The 21,367-nt window shown below is 63.6% G+C and carries 17 protein-coding genes; 11 read left to right on the top strand and 6 right to left on the bottom strand.

What is annotated here, in order from left to right; all coding sequences use genetic code 11:
- The first annotated feature begins 5 nt into the window (after positions 1-5).
- From FQ746_RS05085 to FQ746_RS05105, 5 genes are all read left to right on the top strand, one after another.
- The gene (locus tag FQ746_RS05085; protein ID WP_144107834.1) at positions 6-929 is read left to right on the top strand and encodes a glycosyltransferase family 2 protein; all 924 of its coding nucleotides are present in this window, start codon (positions 6-8) and stop codon (positions 927-929) included.
- Positions 930-1,033: 104 nt separating this feature from the next.
- Positions 1,034-2,206: a glycosyltransferase gene (locus tag FQ746_RS05090; protein WP_144107835.1), complete on the top strand. Its 1,173-nt coding sequence runs from the start codon at positions 1,034-1,036 to the stop codon at positions 2,204-2,206.
- Between the two features lie 3 nt (positions 2,207-2,209).
- Positions 2,210-3,700, top strand: a complete 1,491-nt coding sequence (locus FQ746_RS05095) for a glucose-6-phosphate isomerase (protein WP_144107836.1) — start codon at positions 2,210-2,212, stop codon at positions 3,698-3,700.
- Positions 3,697-4,926 (top strand): glycosyltransferase family 4 protein, encoded by a 1,230-nt coding sequence (locus FQ746_RS05100; protein WP_186310644.1) that lies wholly within the window; start codon positions 3,697-3,699, stop codon positions 4,924-4,926. The genes FQ746_RS05095 and FQ746_RS05100 overlap by 4 nt, the downstream gene beginning before the upstream one ends.
- Before the next feature lie 80 nt (positions 4,927-5,006).
- The gene (locus FQ746_RS05105) at positions 5,007-6,173 is read left to right on the top strand and encodes a glycosyltransferase family 4 protein (RefSeq protein ID WP_144107837.1); all 1,167 of its coding nucleotides are present in this window, start codon (positions 5,007-5,009) and stop codon (positions 6,171-6,173) included.
- A gap of 271 nt (positions 6,174-6,444) precedes the next feature.
- Here the strand turns inward: FQ746_RS05105 and gmd are convergent, their stop codons facing one another.
- The 3 genes from gmd to FQ746_RS05120 are packed head-to-tail and all read right to left on the bottom strand — an operon-like array spanning position 6,445 to position 9,382.
- Positions 6,445-7,488, bottom strand: a complete 1,044-nt coding sequence (gmd, locus tag FQ746_RS05110) for a GDP-mannose 4,6-dehydratase (RefSeq protein ID WP_144107838.1) — start codon at positions 7,486-7,488, stop codon at positions 6,445-6,447.
- Between the two features lie 56 nt (positions 7,489-7,544).
- Positions 7,545-8,288: an SGNH/GDSL hydrolase family protein gene (locus tag FQ746_RS05115; protein WP_144107839.1), complete on the bottom strand. Its 744-nt coding sequence runs from the start codon at positions 8,286-8,288 to the stop codon at positions 7,545-7,547.
- Positions 8,285-9,382, bottom strand: a complete 1,098-nt coding sequence (locus tag FQ746_RS05120; protein WP_144107840.1) for an acyltransferase family protein — start codon at positions 9,380-9,382, stop codon at positions 8,285-8,287. Before FQ746_RS05120 ends, FQ746_RS05115 begins: the two co-directional genes overlap by 4 nt.
- 479 nt (positions 9,383-9,861) lie before the next feature.
- Here FQ746_RS05120 and FQ746_RS05125 point away from each other — a divergent pair, with 479 nt between their 5' ends.
- The 3 genes from FQ746_RS05125 to FQ746_RS05135 are packed head-to-tail and all read left to right on the top strand — an operon-like array spanning position 9,862 to position 16,029.
- Positions 9,862-12,063, top strand: a complete 2,202-nt coding sequence (locus FQ746_RS05125; protein WP_144107841.1) for a hypothetical protein — start codon at positions 9,862-9,864, stop codon at positions 12,061-12,063.
- 55 nt (positions 12,064-12,118) lie between these two features.
- Entirely contained in the window at positions 12,119-13,585 is a 1,467-nt protein-coding gene (locus FQ746_RS05130; protein WP_144107842.1) for a flippase, read from the top strand.
- The gene (locus tag FQ746_RS05135) at positions 13,582-16,029 is read left to right on the top strand and encodes a glycosyltransferase family 4 protein (RefSeq protein ID WP_144107843.1); all 2,448 of its coding nucleotides are present in this window, start codon (positions 13,582-13,584) and stop codon (positions 16,027-16,029) included. The genes FQ746_RS05130 and FQ746_RS05135 overlap by 4 nt, the downstream gene beginning before the upstream one ends.
- 161 nt (positions 16,030-16,190) lie before the next feature.
- On the opposite strand, the gene FQ746_RS05140 is transcribed toward FQ746_RS05135, so the two are convergent.
- Positions 16,191-17,408, bottom strand: a complete 1,218-nt coding sequence (locus FQ746_RS05140) for an acyltransferase family protein (RefSeq protein ID WP_144107844.1) — start codon at positions 17,406-17,408, stop codon at positions 16,191-16,193.
- 28 nt (positions 17,409-17,436) lie between these two features.
- On the opposite strand from FQ746_RS05140, the gene FQ746_RS34695 reads away from it, so the two are divergent.
- The 3 genes from FQ746_RS34695 (at position 17,437) to galU (ending at position 19,051) form a co-directional block, all read left to right on the top strand.
- A complete protein-coding gene (locus FQ746_RS34695) occupies positions 17,437-17,613 on the top strand; it encodes a hypothetical protein (protein ID WP_186310645.1) in 177 nt (58 codons plus the stop codon).
- Between the two features lie 62 nt (positions 17,614-17,675).
- The gene (locus tag FQ746_RS34700; protein ID WP_167530938.1) at positions 17,676-17,819 is read left to right on the top strand and encodes a hypothetical protein; all 144 of its coding nucleotides are present in this window, start codon (positions 17,676-17,678) and stop codon (positions 17,817-17,819) included.
- Between the two features lie 293 nt (positions 17,820-18,112).
- Complete coding sequence (gene galU, locus FQ746_RS05145) at positions 18,113-19,051, top strand: UTP--glucose-1-phosphate uridylyltransferase GalU (protein WP_260853897.1); 939 nt, start codon at positions 18,113-18,115, stop codon at positions 19,049-19,051.
- Positions 19,052-19,145: 94 nt separating this feature from the next.
- Here the strand turns inward: galU and FQ746_RS05150 are convergent, their stop codons facing one another.
- Complete coding sequence (locus tag FQ746_RS05150) at positions 19,146-20,171, bottom strand: sulfonate ABC transporter substrate-binding protein (protein WP_144107845.1); 1,026 nt, start codon at positions 20,169-20,171, stop codon at positions 19,146-19,148.
- Positions 20,172-20,317: 146 nt separating this feature from the next.
- A complete protein-coding gene (locus tag FQ746_RS05155) occupies positions 20,318-21,142 on the bottom strand; it encodes a MetQ/NlpA family lipoprotein (RefSeq protein WP_144107846.1) in 825 nt (274 codons plus the stop codon).
- Between the last annotated feature and the right edge of the window lie 225 nt (positions 21,143-21,367).

Genomic DNA, 21,367 nt, shown 5'->3' on the forward strand with positions numbered 1-21,367 from the left:
TCACGATGAAAGTGACGGTACTGGTTCCGACTTACCGCCGGCCCGCCGATCTCGCGCGCTGCCTCGCGGCGCTGCAACGGCAAACGCGCGCCCCCGACGAAGTGGTGGTGGTCGCGCGTGCCGACGACGCGGCGACGCACGCCTGCCTGAGCGAACCGGCGGTGCCGGGGAATTTGCCTTTGTCGGTGGCGCTGGTCGAAGCGCCCGGTCAGGTGGCCGCGCTCAATCGCGGACTGGACGCCGCCAATGGCGACGTGATCGCCATTACCGACGACGATGCCGCGCCGCACAGCGACTGGGTCGAGCGGATTGCCGCCGCGTTCGAAAGCGACGCGCGTCTCGGTGCACTAGGCGGGCGCGACTGGGTGCACGAAAAAGGCCGCGTGCTGAACGGCGAGCGGCCGCTGGTGGGCAAGGTCACCGCGCACGGCAAGATCATCGGCAATCATCATCTCGGCGTGGGCGGCGCGCGCGAAGTCGATATTCTCAAGGGCGCCAACATGAGCTACCGGCGCGACGCGGTGCGCAGCATCCGCTTCGACGCGCGGCTGCGCGGCACGGGCGCGCAGGTTCATAACGACATGGCCTTCAGTCTCGCCGTGAAAAACGCCGGCTGGAAACTGATGTACGACCCGCACGTGGCGGTCGATCATTTCCCCGCCGAGCGTTTCGACGACGACCGGCGCGACGCGCAAACCATGGCGGCGTTGCGCAACGCCGCGTTCAACTTCCATCTGATCCTGCGCGATCAACTGCCGCCGCTGCGTCGTGAAGCCGCGTGGTGGTGGTGGACGCTGGTCGGCACGCGCGTCTATCCGGGCCTCACGCATGCCGCGCTCGCGCTGGTGTCGAAGCAGGCGCCGTTGCGCCTGTCGCGCTGGCGCGCGGTGCGCGGCGGTGCGCATGAAGCGCGACGCGCGCTGTCCTGACGCGTGAGGTCCCGCGCATTCCGGTTCTTTCCGTCCGCACATCGGCGCCTGCATTCGCTGGCCACCGGCGCTGTGCGTTTTCCCCTGCAGAGCGGAGTGTCTGCATGAGCACGAGAGTCCACGTTCATCTGTTCTATGGCGCCGATCCGCGCTTCTACCGGCCGGGCGACGACATCGGTTGCCTGTACGGGTATCACCATGCCGAATCCGACGCGCTCAGGCTGACATATTCGCAGGATGCGCCGGAGAAGAAGCCGGTCCGTCTGTTGCGCCGCGCGCTGAAGGCGGCGCTCGGTTTCGATTTCCTGCACACATGGCGCAACCGCGCCGAGATGCTGCGCTCCGACGTGATCTGGACGCACACCGAACAGGAATGGCTGTCGGCGGCGCTGATGCTGCTGCTCAGCGGCAGCAGGTCTGGCGCTGCGGGCGCGCCGTTGCTGCTTGCGCAAAGCGTGTGGCTGCTCGACAAGTGGCCCTCGTATGGACTCCTTCGCCGGGCGCTGTATCGCAAGCTGATGACGCGGGCCGATCGCCTGACGACGCTCGCGAGCGACAACGCCGCGCTGTGCCAGCGCTATTTCGATCGCGAGGCGACGCCTTTGTTGTACGGACTGAACACGCGCGATTTTCCGGTGCGGGTGCCGGGCGAGTGGGTGCCGCATACACCGTTGCGGATCGCGGCTATCGGCAACGATCGCGATCGCGACTGGGACACGCTGATCAAGGCGTTCGGACACGACCCACGCTATAGCGTGAAGCTCGCCACGCGGCGCCGTATTCCGGCTGCGCTGCGCGCACCGAACGTCGAGATCGCGTTGTTCTCGGGCATCCGCAAGCAGCATGAACTGTACGACTGGGCCGACGTGATCGTCGTGCCGCTGCGGCCGAATTCGCACGCGTCCGGCATTACCGTGATGCTCGAAGCGGCGGCGCTCGGCAAGCCGATGGTCGCCACCGACGTCGGCGCGCTGAAGGATTATTTTCCGGCGCACGAGGCGGCGTATATCCCGCCGTTCGACCCGCAAGCGCTACGCGAAGCGGTCGACCGTTTCGTCGCCGCGCCGCATGACGCGCTGCGGCAGGCGCAGGCGGCCGCTGCCGGTCTGCTGTCGCGCGATCTGACCACGCAGCACTACGCCATGCAGCACGTGCGCGTCACGCAGGAGATGCTGCGCGCGCGGGCGGCGCTGCGTCCGCGAGTCGAGGCACCGGGCGCGTCGGGTACGGCGGACGCGGATACGTCCGCGCCGCGCGAATCGCGCGGAGGCTTCTAGCCGATGTCGACACTCCTGCCTACTAGCGCTCCCGGCACGCCGGGGCCGGGCGCGGCTCCCGGTTCCGTTCGCGGCAATGCGCAGAGCCGCAAGGAATGGCTGCCGGAGGCGCTGCTGTGGCTGCTCACCGCCATGCTGATCGTCGCGCATCAGGGCACGGTGCTCACGCTCGCGTTTCCCGTGCTGGCGATCCTGACGGGCTTGTGGCTCTACTTCAAAAGCCCGGCGCGCTACATCGGCTTCATGTGGTGGCTGTGGTTCCTGAGTCCTGAAGTCAGGCGGCTGGCCGACTGGACCAAAGGCGCGTTCACGCCCACCAGTCTGATCCAGGTTGCGCCGCTCGCGGTCACGATGATCAGCGCGCTCTCGCTGCTGCGCTATTACACGCTGCTGTCGCAACGGCGCGGCCTGCCGGTGCTGCTGATCCTGCTCGGACTCGCGTACGCGTTCCTGATCGGCGTGATGTCGAGCGGGCCGCTCGCGGCCACCTACGACCTCGCGAACTGGCTCTATCCGATCCTGATCGGCTTTCACATCATGGCGCACACGCGCGAGTATCCGAAGTATCGCGACACCATCGTCAACACGTTCATCTGGGGGATGCTGGCGATGGGCGGCTACGGGCTGATCCAGTTTTTCATCATGCCGCAGTGGGACGTGCTGTGGATGCTCGGCTCGCAGATGAACTCGCAAGGCGACCCCGTGCCGATGGGCGTGCGCGTATTCAGCACGATGAATTCGTCGGGACCGTTCGCGTTCGCGATGATGGGCGCGATGGTGTTCGTGATGGCGGCCACGCACCGCGTGCGCTGGATCGCCGCCGCGCTCGGCTTCTTCGCTTTTGCGCTGAGCCTCGTGCGCTCGACGTGGGGCGGCTGGGTCATCGCGCTGCTGATTCAACTGGTCAAGTCGAACAACAAGGTGCGCGTGCGGATCGTCGCCAGCGCGGTGCTGCTCGCCGGGCTCTGCGTGCCGCTGCTCGCGGTAGGGCCGGTGGCCGAGCGGATGCAGGCGCGGCTGTCCACCATCGTCAATCTGAACGACGACCAGAGCTATGCCGCGCGCAACGAGTTCTACGCGACCTTCGCGAAAACCGCGTTTACCGATGTCGCTGGCGAAGGCATGGGCGCCACCGGCACTTCCACCAAGCTCTCGAACGACGGCGGCCAGCTCGGCCAGTACGGCAACTTCGATAGCGGCGTGATGAACATTCCGTTCGTGCTCGGCTGGCCCGGCACGCTGCTCTATATGTCGGGCATCGTCTGGCTGGTAACGCGCGCGGTGCTCGCTTCGTTCAGGATGCGCCACGACAAATACGTGTCCGCGTGCCTGAGCCTGAGCCTCGCCACCTTCGCGATGCTGGTGTTCACCAACTCCCTGGTCGGCACCGGCGGACTCCTGCTTTTCATGAGTGTTTTTTCGATTCTCGCTGCGGTTCATTACGAAAAACTGAACCGCAGACGCACGCTATTTCGCAACGGAGGCACGGATTGAGAGTCGCCATTGTCACGCACGTGGTGCGCCATAACGACGGCCAGGGGCGCGTCAACCACGAGATCGCGCGCGCCGCGCTCGCCGAGGGAATCGGCGTCACGCTGATCGCCTCGCACGTCGCGCCGGATCTGCTCGCGCATCCGGAGGTCCGCTGGATACCGGTGAAAATCGGCCGCTGGTGGCCCACTAATCTTCTGCGCCAGCAGGTGTTCGCGTTCAGGAGCGCGATGTGGTTGCGCGCGCATCGACACGAGTTCGACGTGCTGCACGTGAACGGCTTCATCACGTGGATGCCGGCCGACGTCAACACTTCGCACTTCGTGCATAGCGGCTGGTTCGGCAGCCGCTATTACCCGTTCGGTCTGACGAAGGGCGTGTGGTCCGCGTATCAGTCCGTCTACACGCGCTGTAACGCGTGGCTGGAACGCTGGGCTTACCGCCGCTCGAAGGTGATTACCGCTGTTTCGCAGAAAGTCGCCGACGAAATCCGCGCGATCGGACTCACGGCGGATAACCGCGTCGACGTCATTTACAACGGCGTGGATACGGCCGGATTTGCAGCGGCCAGTGGCGACCGTCGCCGCTTCGGTCTGCCGGCGGATGCGTTCCTGCTGCTGTTCGTCGGCGACTTGCGCACGCCGCGCAAGAACCTCGGCACGGTGCTCGCCGCGCTCACGCATCTGCCCGAACACGTGCAGATTGCCGTAGCGGGTTTCCTGCCAGGCAGTCCGTACCCGGAGCAGGCGAAAGCGCTCGGCATCGCGCATCGCGTGCATTTTCTCGGGCTGGTGAAGGAGATGCCGGTGCTGATGCATTCCGTCGATGCGTTCGTGTTTCCGTCGCGCTACGAAGCGATGAGTCTGTCGCTGCTCGAAGCGATGGCCGCCGGCCTGCCGGTGGTGACCGCGCGCACGGCGGGGGGCGCCGAGATCATCACGCCGGAATGCGGGATCGTGCTCGACGACCCGGACGATCCGCGCGCGCTGGCCGGCGCGATTGCCCGGCTCGCGGAGCACGACGACGCGCGCCGGGCAATGGGCGTGGCTGCCAACGAACTCGCGACGGGTTTCGGCTGGGCCCGCATGGCGGCGCAGTACATCGCGCTGTATCGACAACTTGCCGGGCAGCAGAAAGACCGCCGGCGCAGCGAAGCGGAAGCGAGCGCGGTCGCGAAGACCGATGCGTTGACGCTGAACACGCTGGCCGGACAGAAGGGCGCTGAATGACACGGCGCGGATCGGTCGATTCTTCGATGCCGCCTGTTCCAGGCAACTCATCACACTCAGAACGCACAGGGGCAAACACCATGAAGACGAGCGCAATCAAATCGCTGCAGATCGGGATGCACTGGTTTCCGGAGCGCGCGGGCGGTCTCGACCGCATGTACTACTCGCTGGTCGGCGCGCTGCCCGGCGCGGGCGTCGCAGTTCGGGGCGTGGTCGCGGGCTCGCCGAAAGTCGCCGCCGATACGGGCGGTGCGATCAACGGCTTCGGGTCGGCGGTGCAGTCCTTGCCGCTGCGTCTGATGGCGGCGCGCCGCGCGCTGCGGCAGGAATTGAGCACGTCGCGGCCGGACGTGATTTCGTCGCACTTTGCGCTCTATACGTTTCCGGGGCTCGACGTGACGCGCGGCATTCCGCAGGTCTCGCATTTTCAGGGACCATGGGCCGACGAAAGTCACGTGGAGGGCGCGGATTCGCTCGGCCAGCGCGCGAAGCGCTATCTGGAGCAGTCGGTCTACGCGCGTTCGTCGCGGCTGATCGTGCTGTCCGATGCGTTCGGCAAGATTCTGACTTCGCGCTATCGCATCGCGCCGGATCGCGTGCGGGTGGTGCCGGGCTGCGTCGACGTCGAGCAGTTCAATCTGCCGATCACGCCCGGCGAAGCGCGCCTGAAGCTGCAATTGCCGCAAGACCGGCCGATCGTGCTGGCGGTGCGCCGCCTCGTGCGGCGCATGGGACTGGAAGATCTGATCGACGCGGTGAAGCTGCTCAAGCGCAGTCAGCCGGACGTGCTGCTGCTGATCGCGGGCAAGGGGCGGCTCGAGGGCGAGTTACAGGCACGGATCGTCGAGGCGGGGTTGGAGGACAACGTGAAGCTGCTGGGCTTCGTGCCGGACCAGCATCTGGCGGCACTGTATCGCGCGGCAGATGTCAGCGTGGTGCCGACGGTGGCGCTCGAAGGCTTCGGGCTGATTACCGTCGAATCGCTTGCGTCGGGCACGCCGGTGCTGGTGACGCCGGTGGGCGGATTGCCGGAGGCGGTGGCGGCCCTGTCGCCGAATCTGGTGCTGCCGGAGACTGGAGCGAAGGCGATCGCCGAGGGACTGGCGGGCGCATTGAACGGATCGCTGAAGCTGCCGGATGCGGATGCCTGCCGGCGCTATGCGCGTGAGCACTTCGATAACTCGGTGATCGCGAAGCGGGTCGCGGCGGTGTATGAGGAGGCGATTGCGGCGGGGGGCGTGCATTGAGTTGAGCGCGTTGCGGCGCTGAAGCGGGCGCCGCAACTTGGTCATGTGACGGGCCGCTAGTCGAAGCGGCCCGACCGGGCAGTCGATGCAAGCGTTGTCGTTTTCCAGCTAATCCAGCCGCGAAAAATCGCCGATTTGTCGCAATCCAGCTCACGAACCCTGCTTTTTGTCGCAATCCAGCTTTTGATCGGGTGAGCGGGTCGCGGAGGTCCGCTTACTCGTAGCCGCGCAGAGCGGCCCGGGCAACCCTCACTCTGCGCTGAACCACCCCTTAAAACGTCTCGTGATGCTCATTCCTGCCCAGATCGGCATGAACCATCATGTGGCACAACTGCTCCAGCGTCGTCTCCGGCTTCCATCCCAGCGTGTCGCGCGCCTTGTCCGCGCAGCCGATCAGCAGATCCACTTCCGCCGGGCGGTAAAACTTCGGGTTCACGCGCACCAGGGTCTTGCCGGTCGCCACGTCGATGCCCGTTTCGCGCTCCTCCTTGCCCGACCATTCGATCTGATAGCCGGCCGCGGCGAACGCCATGCGCACGAAGTCGCGCACCGTCTCCGTGCGACCGGTGGCCAGCACGAAGGTATCCGGCTCGTCGGCCTGCAACATGCGCCACATCCCCTCCACGTATTCGAGCGCGAAACCCCAGTCGCGCTTCGCGCCCAGGTTGCCGAGTTCGAGCGCGTCCTGCTTGCCGAGTTTGATCTTCGCGGCCGTGTCGGTAATCTTGCGCGTGACGAATTCGCGTCCCCGTAGCGGCGATTCGTGATTGAACAGAATCCCGCTGCTCGCGAACAGGTTGTACGACTCGCGATAGTTGATGGTCGACCAGTGCGCGAACAGCTTGGCGACACCGTACGGACTACGCGGATAGAACGGCGTGTCCTCACGCTGCGGCACCGCCTGCACGAGGCCGAACATCTCGGAGGTCGAGGCCTGGTAGTAACGCGTCTTCGGGCTGAGAATGCGCAAGCCTTCGAGCAGATTCAGCGCGCCGATGCCGGTCACTTCAGCCGTGGTCGCCGGCTGATCGAACGACACGCCCACGAAACTTTGCGCCGCGAGGTTATACAACTCGTCGGCCTGCGCGCCGTCGAGCAGCCGCAAAGTCGAGCCGAGATCGGTCAGGTCGTGTTCGACTAGCCGCAGGTTCGGATGATCCAGCACGCCGAGCTCGCGAATCCGCCAGAAATTGACGGAGCTGGTGCGCCGGTAAGTGCCGGTCACGTGGTAGCCCTTGTCGAGCAGCAGCTTGGTCAGATAGGCGCCGTCCTGTCCGGATACGCCGGTGATGATCGCTTTGCGTGGTTGGCTCATGGCTTGCCTTCAGTATTGTTAAAAGAAAAAAATCTGCGTCTGCAACGTGAAAAAATTCAGCGCGGCCGGTCCAGCAGCCGTTGCACCAGCGGATCGACCACCTGAAAATCCTGCCCGGCTTTGAGCTGGTACAACGCCGGCCTGGGGTGCGCGCCATCGGACATCAAGGTCTTCCATTCCGGCAGATTGCCGATATAAGCGAACTGGTCGACGAGCGGCGCGTGCTGCTCGGCAGCCACGCGCCGCGTCATCGCGACCATCGCGGCAAGCCTCGCATTCAGCCGGTTGTCGGGCATCGGATTCGAGGTTTGAAGCACGGCCTGCTTGCCGAGCGCCTGCGCGGTTTTCACGAGCGCCGTCTCGGCGTCGTAGAACTGCGCGGGCGTCTGGTTCTGCATGACTTCGTTGATGCCGTAGTTGATCAGGACGATCTGCGCGGGCGACGCCGCGAGCCGCACCTGCCACGCCAGTCCCGCAGTCGGCCCGGCGCGGCGGTTGCCGGTGCCGTCGCGTAACTGCGCCGCCGTCGTGCCGCCCACGCCATAGTTCGCGACCTGAACCCGGGCGCCATGACGCGCCTGCAATTCGTCCTGCAGATAAGCCACGGCGTTGTTCGCTTGCGCAGCGCAATGGCCGTCGCTGCAGGTGATGCCGAGAGTGGTCGAGTCGCCGTAGGCCTCGATCAGGATCGGGCCATCGATGTTTGCGCTCGCCGCCTGTACGTTGTGAAAGAACAGAGCGCAACACGTCAGCGCGACGACCGCCGTCGACCCGCCAGCCTGCAATACCCGGCGCGTCATGCGCGGCTACCCGGCGCTTGCGCGGTGGCCGTGCTCAATCCCGGGTCGCCGCTCGTGCCTGCTTCCGTGTGCCGTTTCGAGCCGAAAATCAGGCGCTTTTCGAACGCGAACCAGGTGGCGCTCGCGTAAGCCAGCGTGATCGCCAGTGCGAGCGCCGCGGTTGCAAAGCGGTTCAGATGCAGCGGCCACAGCGTGTACAGCACACTCAGATGAATCAGGTAGATGGTGTAGCTAATCGTGCCGATATAGACCAGCACCGGATTGCACAGCATCCGCTTGACCCAGCCCTTGCTCTGCAGCGCGACGACCACGACGGACGTACACAGCACCAGCGACACGCTATAAAGCGCGGCATTGGAGAGCGGCGTATTGGCCGCGCGAAATCGCGGATAGTGCAGATGCAACCACGCAAGCACGGCGAGCGCCGCAAAAAACCCGCACGCTGCAAGCCCCTTGAACGGCTCGAGCGCATTGCGGTCGCGGCGCACCGCTACCGCGAGCAACGCACCGGCCGCCAGCAGATCCATGCGGAACGGCGTGAGGTAGTAGACCGGCCAGAAGGAATCGAACCAGGGCGTGGCGACGGCGCGCAGCACCGGTACCAGCAATACGAGCGCAGCGGCCACGTAGCCGAGCGCGCGCTCGGGCAGCAACAGGATGACGAACGGCCAGACGATATAGAACTGCTCTTCGACGGCGAGCGACCACAGCACGTTCAGGCTGTCGTGACCGCTCTGATTGAGCGCGTCGCCGATATTCGTCGCGAAGAACGCGTACCACTCCCAGTGCTGCGCCCAGCCGAACCCGAACAGCAGTGACGACACCACCATCAGCAACACATACGGCGGCAGGATGCGCCGCGCGCGACGCGCATAGAAGTAACCGAAGTAGGACTGCCGGCACGCCTTGCGTTCGAGCAGGATGCCGGTAATCAGAAAACCGCTCAGGACGAAAAACAGATCGACGCCCATCCACAGCGGCGCCTTCAGCGCGTGCTGCGCGAATACCGCGAGCACGGCGATGGCGCGCAAGCCATCGAGTTGCACGATGCGGCGGGAATGAGAAGGCGCTAAGGGCAGTGCGCTGGCAGTCATGAACCGTCCATGGTGTTGAGCCGAGAGGGCAGACGAAAGATTGCATCGCGGCCGGAAGAAAGCCTGCCGCGTGCGTGGCGTCGTAACCAGAGTGCCAGTCGATTCTAGGGAAAAGAAAATCGCGAAAAAACCGGAATGAATTGAATAAGCGAATGAGATTGAAACAGGGTGTTTCGTTATTCATTCGAATTGGATTTTTATGCTTGTACGCATAGGTTCATGCACGTTGTAACACCTACAGCCATGGTTTCGCATAATCGGTAATCGAGGCCGGTCTTGCGCTAGCCACTCACGGATCACCGGGCAGCTTATTTTTAATTGATTTTTAAATCGCTTTCTTTCGGAATGCTTGAGGCGCGCTAATTAGTCGAATATTTTTGAATTATTTTCGATTTTCGTCGCGGTGTTTTTTACGCGTAATGTGAGCCGTGCGAATTGCGGGGCCTCAAAGCGGCGTCGCGCCGACTGGAGAAAATACTTTGCGCCGTTTCACGTTCAGGAACTCGCTCGTCATGCTTGCGTGTTGTACCGGACTGGCCGTTGCATCGGTCGGTGTCCCCGCGCATGCGCAAACGGTGTTGAACGCGAAAACCTCGTGGCTCGGCAACAGCTTCGGTTTCGGCGACGGTAGCTGGACGCAGATCGATATCACCGCCATTGCGGTGGCGCCCGACGGCAAGGTCTATACGAACGCGCCGTGGGACGAAAGCGGCGCCGAGGCGAGCGTCTATCAGGACGGCAAGATGCTCGGCTTCGCGGGCGGCACGCATGGCTGGGGCAACGGCGGCGGCAACGCCGTCGCGGTGAATCGCAAGTATGTGTTTCTGGCCATCGCGGTCGGCAACGAAAAAGGACGTCTGGTCGGGCAGGGCGTGTGGCCGGACAAGGGCAAGCAATGGTTTGGTGTTTCGCGTCGACAGATTGCCGACGTCAAACGCGCCGCCGCGTTCCAGCCGGCGGCACGAAGCGCCGATCCGCACGCGCAACTCGCGGGCGCTTTTCTGATGATGAACGAAGTGCCGTCCGGGACCAACGCCGACATCGGCGGACTGGCCGCGAACGACACCACGCTGTACGCAGCCAATACCGCGCGGGATCGCATCGAGGTGTACGACGCCGAATCGATGCAGCAGAAAACCACGTGGAGCGTGACTCGACCGGGACGTATCGCGCTCGCGCCCGACGGCACGCTGTGGGTATTGAGCGACACGGACGCGGCCGGTGGAGCGCAGGTCGGGCATTACACGCCGGCCGGCAAGCGGCTCGACGACAAGGTCGCGCTACCTGCCGGGACGGTCGCGGTGGATATTGCGGTCGATGCGAAATCGCGTCTGCTGATCGCCGACAACGGTCCGCGCCAGCAGGTCCTGTTCTTCGGTAAGAGCAACGGGCGTTATGCACAGACAGGCTCGCTCGGCGAACCCGGCGGCATCTATAGCGGGGTGGCCGGCGCGCCAGGCCCGAAGCGCTTCAACGGGCTGACCGGCGTCGGCGTGGATGCGCAAGGCAATGTCGTGGTGTCGACCAACGGCATCGGTCCGCACTTCGCGCCGCTCGGCGCGGGGCTCGGCGCCACGCTCGAAAGCTATGCGCCGGACGGCAAACGGAACTGGCAGGTGGAGGGGCTGCTGTTCGTCGACGGCGCGTGGGTCGATCCGGCGCGTCCCGACAGCGTCTATACCGGCAACAAGCGTTTTGAACTGGACCTGACGAAGCCCGCGGGACAGGACTGGAAATACGTGGGATTCCTGTCGAACCGGTTCCGCTACCCGGACGATCCGGTGTTCCACACCGATCAATATCCCGGCTTGCCGATCGCGCGAAAGCTGAAGGGCCGCACGTTCCTGTTTCTCACCGACATGTACGCGGACCATCTGAAGATTTATCGCTTCGACGCGCAGCACGACGGCGAAACGGCGATTCCTTCGGGATTCATCGCCGGCCGCGAGCGCGCCGTGGCCAACGTGCCCAACGCGCCGGCCGGCGGCGACTGGATCTGGCGCGACGCGAACGGCAACGGCCGGTTCGATGCCGACGAATACGCGCTGAACACGAGCGGCACCAGGCTCGCCGGCGGCTGGGGCTGGTGGGTGGATACAACCGGCGACATCTGGCGCGCGCGCGACAACAAGGGCATCACGCGTTTCCGGTTTGGCGGACTAGATCCGAAAGGCAACCCGGTCTATTCGTACGACGCGCTCACGCAATACCCGGTGCCCGCGCCGTTCACCGAAGTGCACCGTGCGATCTACGAGCCGGACACCGACACGCTCTACGTGACGGGTTATACCGCCGGCGCACCGCCCGATCGCGGCTTCTGGAAAGAAACCGGCCGCGTGCTGGTGCGCTACGACAAGTGGTCGAGCGGCCACCCGGTGCAGCGCTACACGATCGAGCTGCCGTGGACGACGCAAAGCAAACCCATCGCCACGATCATCGGCTTGACGGTGGAAGGCCAGTACCTGTTCGGCGTCGAGCCGGTCGGCACGGTGCACGTGTGGGACAAGGACAGCGGTCGCGAGCTGGGCGTGATTCGCCCGGGCCCGGAAGTGGGTCGCGCATCCGGCTGGATCGACGTGCCCAACGGCATTAGCGCGGCGAAGCGCAGCAATGGCGAATACCTCGTGTTCGTCGAGGAAGACGCGCGCGGCAAAGTGATGATGTATCGCTGGAAACCTTGATGACGGAACACGGCAAGCGGCACCTTCGCAATCGCATTCGAAACCAGGGCATCCGATGGATAAAGGCATTCTCAAGAACGTAGCGATCAATTTCTTCGGCCTGGTGTTGCCGACCTTCGTCTCGCTCGTGACCGTGCCGGCGTATATCAGGCTGCTGGGCGTCGAGCGCTACGGCGTGATCAGCCTCGTGTGGACGCTGATCGGCTACTTCGGCATTCTCGATCTCGGCATGAGCATGGCGGCGCAGAACCATATCTCGAAGGCGCGCGCGTCGGGTGACCGGCAAGAAAGCGTGCGCGTGTTCTGGAGCGCCACGTGGCTCAATCTCGCGACCGGCGTGGCGGGCGGTCTCATCATCTATTTCGGCGCGTTTCTCTACACCGCCTATTTCACCAAGGTCTCGCCCGAGTTGCAGCACGAGGTGTATATGGCCTTGCCCTGGCTCGCGGTAGCGATTCCGATCGCCAACGTGTCGTGGGTCTTCGCGGGGGCGATCAACGGTGCCGAGCGTTTCGGCGTCTACAACACCAATCAGACCATCGGCACCTTCCTGTTCCAGTTGCTGCCGCTCGGCGCCGCGCTGTGGCTCGGCGCGACCTTGCAGAACGTGCTGGCCGCCGCGGTACTCGCGCGGATTCTCGCGGCGCTGCTGCTGGGACGGTCCGCGCTCAAGGTGCTGGAGATCCGTCAGGTGCTGCCGCCGCAATTGGGCGTCGCGAAGGGGCTCTTCAACTTCGGCGGCTGGATGCTGATCGCGAGCGTCACCACGATGATCGCGGATTCGCTCGACCGCGTGATGCTCGGCACGAGCCTCGGCGCACGCTTCGTCACGTATTACACGGTCCCGCAGAACCTGGTGACGCGGCTGAACATCGTCCCCACGGCGATGGTGCGCACGCTGTTTCCGCGGCTCTCCGCCGTGAGCCGCGCCGACGCCGACACCATCACGCAGCAGTCGCTCGAGTTTCTGAACGGCGTGTTCACGCCGGTCGCGCTGGTCGCGATGCTGGTGCTCGAACCGTTCCTGCATTTGTGGGTGGGCAATGAAATCGCGACCGTTGCGGCGCCGGTCGGCCGCATCATGATCGTTGCCGTGTGGCTCGTCGGTCAGGCCAACGTCACGCGCATCCTGATCCAGTCGCAGGTGAATCCGGCCACCGCCGCGCGGGTCGGCTTGTTCGAATTGCCCTTGTTTGCCGGGGCATTGTGGTTCGGCATCGGCCATTTCGGTTTGACCGGCGCAGCGGTGACGGTCGCCGCCCGCGCGCTGTTCGACTACGCGCTGCTGTTGCGGCTGTCGGCCATCCGCGCGCGCCAGATCGCGCTAGACATGCTCGCCCACCTGGTTTTTTTGCTGGCCAGCCTCTGGCTCGCCAGCTTCCTGCCGAGCCTCGCCTTGGCGATCGTTGCCGGTGCATTGATGGTGGGAGCCAACCTCGCCTGGTCGATCACGATGACGCCCGCCTTGCGCGATCTCGCGCGCTCCATGCTGTTGCGACTGAACCCGAGGAAAAGCGCATGAACCACGAAGTCCTTGAAGAAGCCGTGCGGCAACCCGCGACCCGTAGCGCGCTGGCCGAACTCACGACCGTCCCGGGCGGGCAGACCATGCCGCGGCGCGCCGCGTTGCGCAGCGATAAAACCGTGCGTGTCGCGATCGTGCACGACTGGCTCGTCACCTACGCCGGCGCGGAGAAGGTGCTCGAGCAGATCGTCGCGTGCTTTCCCGATGCCGATCTGTTCAGTCTCGTCGACTTTCTCGAGGACCGCAGTTTTCTGCGCGGCAAGCCGGTCACTACGTCCTTCATCCAGAACCTGCCGCGCGCGCGGACCAGATACCGCACGTATTTACCGCTGATGCCGCTCGCGATCGAACAACTCGACGTCTCGGCGTACGACGTGGTGATATCGAGCAGTCACGCGGTGGCCAAGGGGATTCTCACCGGGCCCGACCAGGTGCATATCAGCTACGTGCATTCGCCCATTCGCTATGCGTGGGATTTGCAGCACCAGTACCTGAAGCAGTCGAAACTGACGGCCGGACCGAAATCGATGCTCGCGCGGATGATTCTGCATTACATCCGCAATTGGGATATCCGCACGTCGAATTCGGTGGACGGCTTCGTCGCCAATTCCGATTTCATCGCGAGACGCATCAAGAAGGTTTATCAGCGTGATGCGCAGGTGATTTTTCCGCCGGTGGATGTCGAGGCGTTCGCGCTCTGCACCGACAAGGAAGACTTCTATCTGACCGCCTCGCGGATGGTGCCGTACAAGAAGATCGATCTGATCGTCGAAGCGTTCGCCCGGATGCCGGAGCGCAAGCTCGTCGTGATCGGCGACGGCCCGGAGATGGAGAAGATTCGCGCGAAGGCGGGACCGAATGTCGAGATCATGGGTTATCAGCCGTTCAATGTACTCAAGGACCGGATGAGCCGCGCGAAGGCTTTCGTGTTCGCCGCCGAAGAGGACTTCGGCATCTCGGTCGTCGAAGCGCAGGCTTGCGGCACGCCGGTGATCGCGTATGGCAAGGGCGGTGCGCTCGAAACCGTGCGCGATCTGTCGGAGCCGCGGCCGACCGGCATGTTCTTCGACGAACAGAATACGGAGTCCATCGTGGCGGCAGTCGAGCGCTTCGATGCGCATCGCGCGCGCATCTCGCCGGTGGATTGCCGCGCGAACGCCGAGCAGTTCTCCGCAGCGCATTTCCGCGAACGTTTCTTCGCGCACGTGCGGGCCTCGGTGCCCGCTTTGCGGCACGCCCGTCTGCCCGCGTACGTGCCTTACAAGGCGCCGGCGGGCGCGAACGCGCCGCGCATTCTTGCCGTCGATCAGAGCGGCGTGCTCGGCGGCGCGGAGCTTTCGCTGCTGGAAATCGTCAAGGCCTTGCGCTCGCGTATCGAGGTCGTGCTGTTCGACGACGGACCGTTTCGCACGGCGCTCGCGCGGGCCGGCGTCGAGGTCAACGTGCTCGATGCGGGCGCGTTGCGGCACGTGCGCAAGCAGGGTGGTTCGTTACCGAAAGCGCAGGCGCTCAAAGGCCTGCTGTCGCTCGTGCGCGCCACGGCCCGACGCGCGCGCGCCGTCGACGTGATCTATGCGAACACGCAGCGCGCGATGGTGATCGGCGCGATTGCGGGCAAGCTGGCGCGGCGGCCGGTCGTCTGGCATCTGCGCGACATCGTCAGTCCCGAACACTTTGGCGGCAAGCAACTGGCCATCATCAAGTGGTGCGCGAAGCTCGGCCTCACGCATGTGATCGCCAATTCGGGCGCTTCGGCGCGTGCGTTTGCCGACCTGACGCGCTTCGACAGCCAACGGATCGACGTGGTGTTCAACGGCATCTCGGCGGCGCCGTTCGATGCGTTGCGCAGCGTGCCGCAATCGACGCTGCGCGAGCGCCTGAATCTGCCGCGCGACGCGTTTCTGGTCGGCTCGTTCAGCCGCCTCGCCCGCTGGAAAGGGCAGCATGTGTTGCTCGAAGCGATGGTGCTCAATCCGCAGATGCACGCGGTGCTGGTGGGCGCGGCACTGTTCGGCGAAGACCAGTACGAGATCGAGTTGCATGCGTTCGTGGCCGCGCATCAGCTTGGCGAGCGTGTGCATTTTCTGGGCTTCCAGCACGATATTCCGGCTTGCATGCGCGCGGTGGATGCCGTCGTGCACACGTCCATTACGCCGGAGCCGTTCGGCCGGGTGATCGTCGAAGGCATGCTGGCGCTGCGGCCCGTGGTGGCGGCGCGCGCGGGCGGCGTGCTGGAGATCATCGACGATGGCGAGAACGGCGTGCTGTGCACGCCCGGCGATGCCGAAGGCCTGGCCGCCGTGCTGGCCGAGTTGCGCAGCAACGGTGCGCTGCGCGACAAGCTGATCGGCAACGGGTATCGGACGGCATTGAGCCGGTTCGGCACCACCAGCTATGTGGAGAGTGTCGAGCGGATTCTGAAGCGGGTGGCCGGGCGCTGAGCGCGCCAGGCTGACTCGAACGAGTCAAACAAGGCAGGTTTTTACGCGGGGGTAGGCAGGGACTGGCCGGTTCCTGTCGTTAGCGCAGCGGAGCGGAAGTCTGTCGATTTCCGCTCCGTCTTTTTTTGCGTCGACGCGTCGACGTGTCGGTGTGTCTGTGGTCAGACCTGACTCGGTTCCACGCGAGCCCGCTGATTTTTCGGCTTGAACGACGCCGACCATTTCATCGCCGGTAACTCGACTGCCCGGTAGAACGCGTAAGCGATTGGCACGGCCACCAGCATGAAACCGAACGACGGCCAGATCGACATCTGCAACGACGAGCGGAACAGCAGGGAAGACAGCAGCACGAAGATGGGCAGATGAATCAGATAAAGCGAGAAGCTGAAGTCGCCGAAGCCCGACAGCAGCCGCAAACCCGCCGACGGCGCGGCCTGGTTCGACGCATGCCGTGCGAGCGCCTTGTACAGATAGAACGCGAAGCCGACGGCCCACAACTGGAACGCGCCGTACTGGCCGAAATGAAACGCCACACAGCCGAGCACGATGAAGCCGGCCGCCAATCCATACAACCAGACCGAAGCACGCGCATCGCGGGCACCGTGAGCCTTGGCGTCGGCGATCCACGCGCCGAGCGTCCATGCGAACCAGTACGAGGTGAAGAACTGGATATCGTGGCGTTCGAGCCAGTATGCGGAGACGACATTGACCAGCGCGACGAGCGCAAGCACCGGCGTCATGCCAATGCGCCGGCGCAGCGCGAACAGCAGCGGGTAGACCGCATAGAACTGCACTTCCAGCGACAGCGTCCAGAGCGCGCCATTCGATCCATAGGTCTTGCCGGCCACGCCTTGCAGCGAAAACAGATTGACGAGAAACGACTGCAACCCGATCTCGCGGATCTTGTGACTGACCGGCGGCAATTGCAGGCTGAACCAGTCGAGCGCGAACGTCAGCACGAGCGCGGCGAGCAGCACCGGATAAATGCGCGCGAAACGGCGTACCCAGAAGTTGGCGCTAACGAGCCGGTAAGCGGGATTCGCTGCGAGACGCAACGCGCCGCTTCGATGAATGCAATAGCCGCTGATCACGAAGAAAATCGGCACGCCGGCCGAGCCCCACGCAATCGGGAACGTCAGATAAGCGGCAATCGCATTCAGGGTGAACGAATGGCCGACGCTCTGGTGAAACGCCTGCATGCCGACCCATTCGACCTGGCGGCAGTGGAAATAGGCGACCAGTAGCGCGGCGAAACCCCGCATCGCGTCGATCACGTGTTCCTTGCCGGCGCTGGCGGCCACGGCATCGCTGCGAACCCGTGAGGCCGATGCGGAGGCCGCATGCGGCGCGGGACTGAGAGGCAGGGCTGAGTCGCTCATGCGCGGTCCTTGATTCGGGAGTTCGAAAATGTCGAAGAGAAAGAAAGGCGCGCGCAGCCTGGTCGCGCCCGTGCTGCCTGTCATCGTAGTGCAGCGCGTAAGCAAGAAAATCGTAAAAAAATGCGCCGTTAATTCCTGTCGGCTTTTGGCGCAAAACGTGGAGCGTGTGACTTTTTGTAATGAGGCGAAAGAAGATTCCAGTTGAATTATTTGTCGCTTTTGTCGTGCTAATTTCAGACACGGATTCTCTCGACACGAGGTGAAGTCATGAACCTGCATTTACTCGCCGGCATTGCCGTGCTGCTGATCCTTGTCGCCGCCTCCGCCTATAGGGAGGCGCTGCGCAATGAGCCGATCCGGCGTTTTCGCATCAACCCCGGCAAGCTGCCGCAAGTCGACGAAAACGAATGACGGCCTCGTTCGGTTCTTGTTCCGGTCTCATTCGGGTCTCGGCTCGCAGCATCCGCACGGCCGCCACCGAATGTAACTTTTTCGGCATCCGCCAAAAAATAGCGGCTTTGCGCCGTAATAGTTGCTGCTGGCCGGATTGAATGCGGTCGAGCGAACCGAATTCAATTAATTATTCGAGCCGCGCTATTTGGAAGGGTGTAATCGACGGATTTTTTTGTTAGTCTTTCCGACGATATCGACGGGTTTCGAGCCCTGCGAGCACTAATTTCTAACCGAATGTGGGAATGCCTGCCATGTTGAAAGTCACCAAAGCCGTATTTCCCGTTGCGGGACTCGGGACGCGATTCCTGCCGGCCACCAAGGCAAGTCCGAAGGAAATGCTGCCTATCGTCGACAAGCCGCTAATTCAGTATGCGGTCGAAGAAGCGATCGCCGCCGGCATCACCGAGATGATCTTCGTAACGGGCCGCAGCAAGCGCGCCATCGAAGATCACTTCGACAAGTCCTACGAGATCGAAGCCGAACTGGAAGCGCGCAACAAGCAGAAACTGCTCGACCTGGTGCGCAGCATCAAGCCCGCCAACGTGGACTGTTTCTACGTGCGTCAGGCGGAAGCGCTCGGTCTCGGTCACGCCGTGCTGTGTGCGGAGAAACTGGTGGGCGACAGCCCGTTCGCCGTGATTCTCGCCGACGACTTGCTGCATAGCTCGAAGCCGGTCATGAGCCAACTGGTGGATACGTTCAACCACTACCATAGCTCGGTGATCGGCGTGGAAACCATCGACCGCGAAGAGAGCCGCTCTTACGGCGTGGTGGACGGCCGCGAGTGGGAAGACAACGTCATCAAGCTGTCGGGCATCGTCGAAAAGCCGGCCCCCGAAAATGCGCCGTCGAATCTCGGCGTGGTCGGCCGCTATGTGCTGATGCCGACTATCTTCAAGCATATTCGCGCGTTGAAGCCGGGCGCGGGCGGCGAGTATCAACTGACCGACGCCGTGCAATCGCTGCTGACCGAAGAGCAGGTGCTCGCGTATCGCTACTTCGGCACGCGCTTCGATTGCGGCAGCAAGCTCGGTTATCTGAAGGCGACGGTGGAGTTCGCGCTGCGTCATCCGGAAGTGAAAACGGAGTTCGAGGCTTATCTGCGCGCGTATATGAAGGCGAACCTGCCCGCGAACGAGCCGGTGAACGAAGCGTTGCCGCCGGTCGTCGAGGTCATCGAAGCGATCTGAGTTTCAAGCCGTGTCGCAAGTACTGGACGCTGAAAAAAAACTGGCCGGGGTGTCATAACCCCGGCCAGTTTTTTTTATCGTCGTGCTTTCTGTCTCAGGCGTTCTGCCAGCGTGCGTCCGTGACCACCAGTTTCTTCGGAATCAGCTTGATCTGGTAGAGCGCGTCGGCAATCTGCTGCTGATACTCGAAGCGGGTCGTGTCGACCGGCAGAATGCCGTAGCCGGTGCGTCCCAGCGCCAGTTCGAGTGTGCCGGTATCCAGACCGGTGATCGGTGCGAGTTGCGCGGAGACGGCCGGCACGTTGTGTTCCGCCCAGCCGTCGAGTTGCTGCAACTCGGCGAGCACCGCGTGCACCACGTCCGGGTGCTCGGTCGCGAAAGCCCGGCGCGCAACGTAGTACTCGACGTTGCGCACGATCCCTTCGCCGGTGCTGAGCACGCGTGCTTCCAGTTGGCGCTCGGCGGCGGCGAAGTAGGGGTCCCAGATCGACCAGGCATCGACGCTGCCGCTCGCGAACGCGGCGCGTGCATCGGCGGGCACCAGATAAGCCGGCTGGATTTCGTTATAGCCGACCTTGCCGTGTTCCAGCGCCTTCACCAGCAGGTAGTGCGCATTCGAGCCCTTGGTGACTGCGATTTTCTTGCCGCGCAGGTCTGCGAGCGTGCGGATCGGCGAATCCTTGCGCACGATCACCGCCTCGGCGCGCGGCGCGTCCGGTTCGGCCGCGATGTAGACGAATTCCACACCACCCGCCTGGGCGAACACCGGCGGCGTTTCGCCGACCACACCAATATCCACGGCCTTCGCGTTCACGCCTTCGAGCAGTTGCGGGCCGGCCGGAAACTCGAGCCATTGCACCGAAAAGCCCAGCGGCGCGAGCCGTTTTTCGAGCGTGCCGCGTGCCTTGAGAATGATGAAATTGCCGTATTTCTGATAACCGATGCTCAGCACCTTGTTGCTCTGCGCGCGTGCGGTGCCGCTCGCGGCCAGCGTGCCGAACGTGGCGCCGAGCGCGCAGGCACCCCGCAGGCTCACGCCCGCGCCGACACCGGCAGCCAGTTTCAGAATGGAACGGCGAGCGTCGCTGACGCCATTGGACTTCGATTTGGTATGAGACATGGAGCGGATGTCCGGACGGGATGAGCGCGCATCATGCGCAATGGCCGACGCGTCGTCAAAGAATGGTTTGTGCTATCGATCGCGCCGACGCGTATATACGCGTCGGCTGAGCTTGTTGCGCCGATTGCGTCCCCTGGCTCGACGGCTTACTTGGCGGGCTCGTTCCAGGCCGGCAACGTCGCGCCGTGGTAGACACGCAGAATTTCCGCGGCGACATTCGGCTGCTGATAGCTGTCGACCAGGTCATGCACCCATGCCGCGTGCAGATCCTTGTCGTTCACGGCGATGAAGTTGCGGTACGGGTTGCCCGACACCTTCTCCTGCGCAATACGCTCGTCCGGAATCTTGATGCCGGCCTTGATCGCCCAGTCGGTGTTGATCACCGCTGCGTCCAGATCGCCGATGGCCCGGCCGACGATGCCCGCGTCCAGTTCCTTGATATGCAGGTTCTTCGGATTGTTGCCGATGTCACGAATGGTCGGCAGCAGACCCGTACCCTGACGCAGCGTGATGAGACCGAGCGACTGGAGCAGCAGCAACGAGCGGCCTTCGTTGCTCGGGTCGTTCGGCACGCCGATCGTCGCTCCCTGGGCCAGGTCGGCGACCGACTTCACCTTGCGCGAGTACAGGCCGATAGGCTGCACGTACGTATAACCCACCGCCGAAATCTTGTACCCGCGTGCGGCGATCTGCGCGTCGAGATACGGCTTGTGCTGGAACGAGTTGGCGTCGAGGTCGTGTTGCGAGAGCGCTTCGTTCGGCTGCGTGTAGTCGTTGAAGGTGGTGATTTTCAGCGTGAGACCGTGCTTCGCGGCGTTCGTGGCGACGACGCGCCATACGTCCTCGTCTTCACCGGACATGATGCCGACGCGCAGGGTTTGATCCGCGGCATGAGCAGGGGCCATCGCGATAGCGCCGCACATCATGGTCAGTGCGCCCAGCATCAAGCGGAGGGTTTTGGTTGGCGTCATGAATTACCTTTGTTTTTATCGGTTGAGAACGTCGCCAAGCGTAAGAGTGAAGCCCGCGATTGGCAAATATTTTCCCGTGCATTGCTAATACGCGCAATGCCATAAGCGGACCGGAAAGCGGACCAGAAAGCCGACTAAGAAGCCCGGCTTGATTCGATCCAAGAAACGCTTCGTTCCACCCGCCAGCGCAGCTCGCTACCATTCGGTTCCTTTTTTCGAAGCGAA

Source organism: Paraburkholderia sp. BCC1886, assembly GCF_900996245.1.
Taxonomy (GTDB): Bacteria; Pseudomonadota; Gammaproteobacteria; order Burkholderiales; family Burkholderiaceae; genus Paraburkholderia.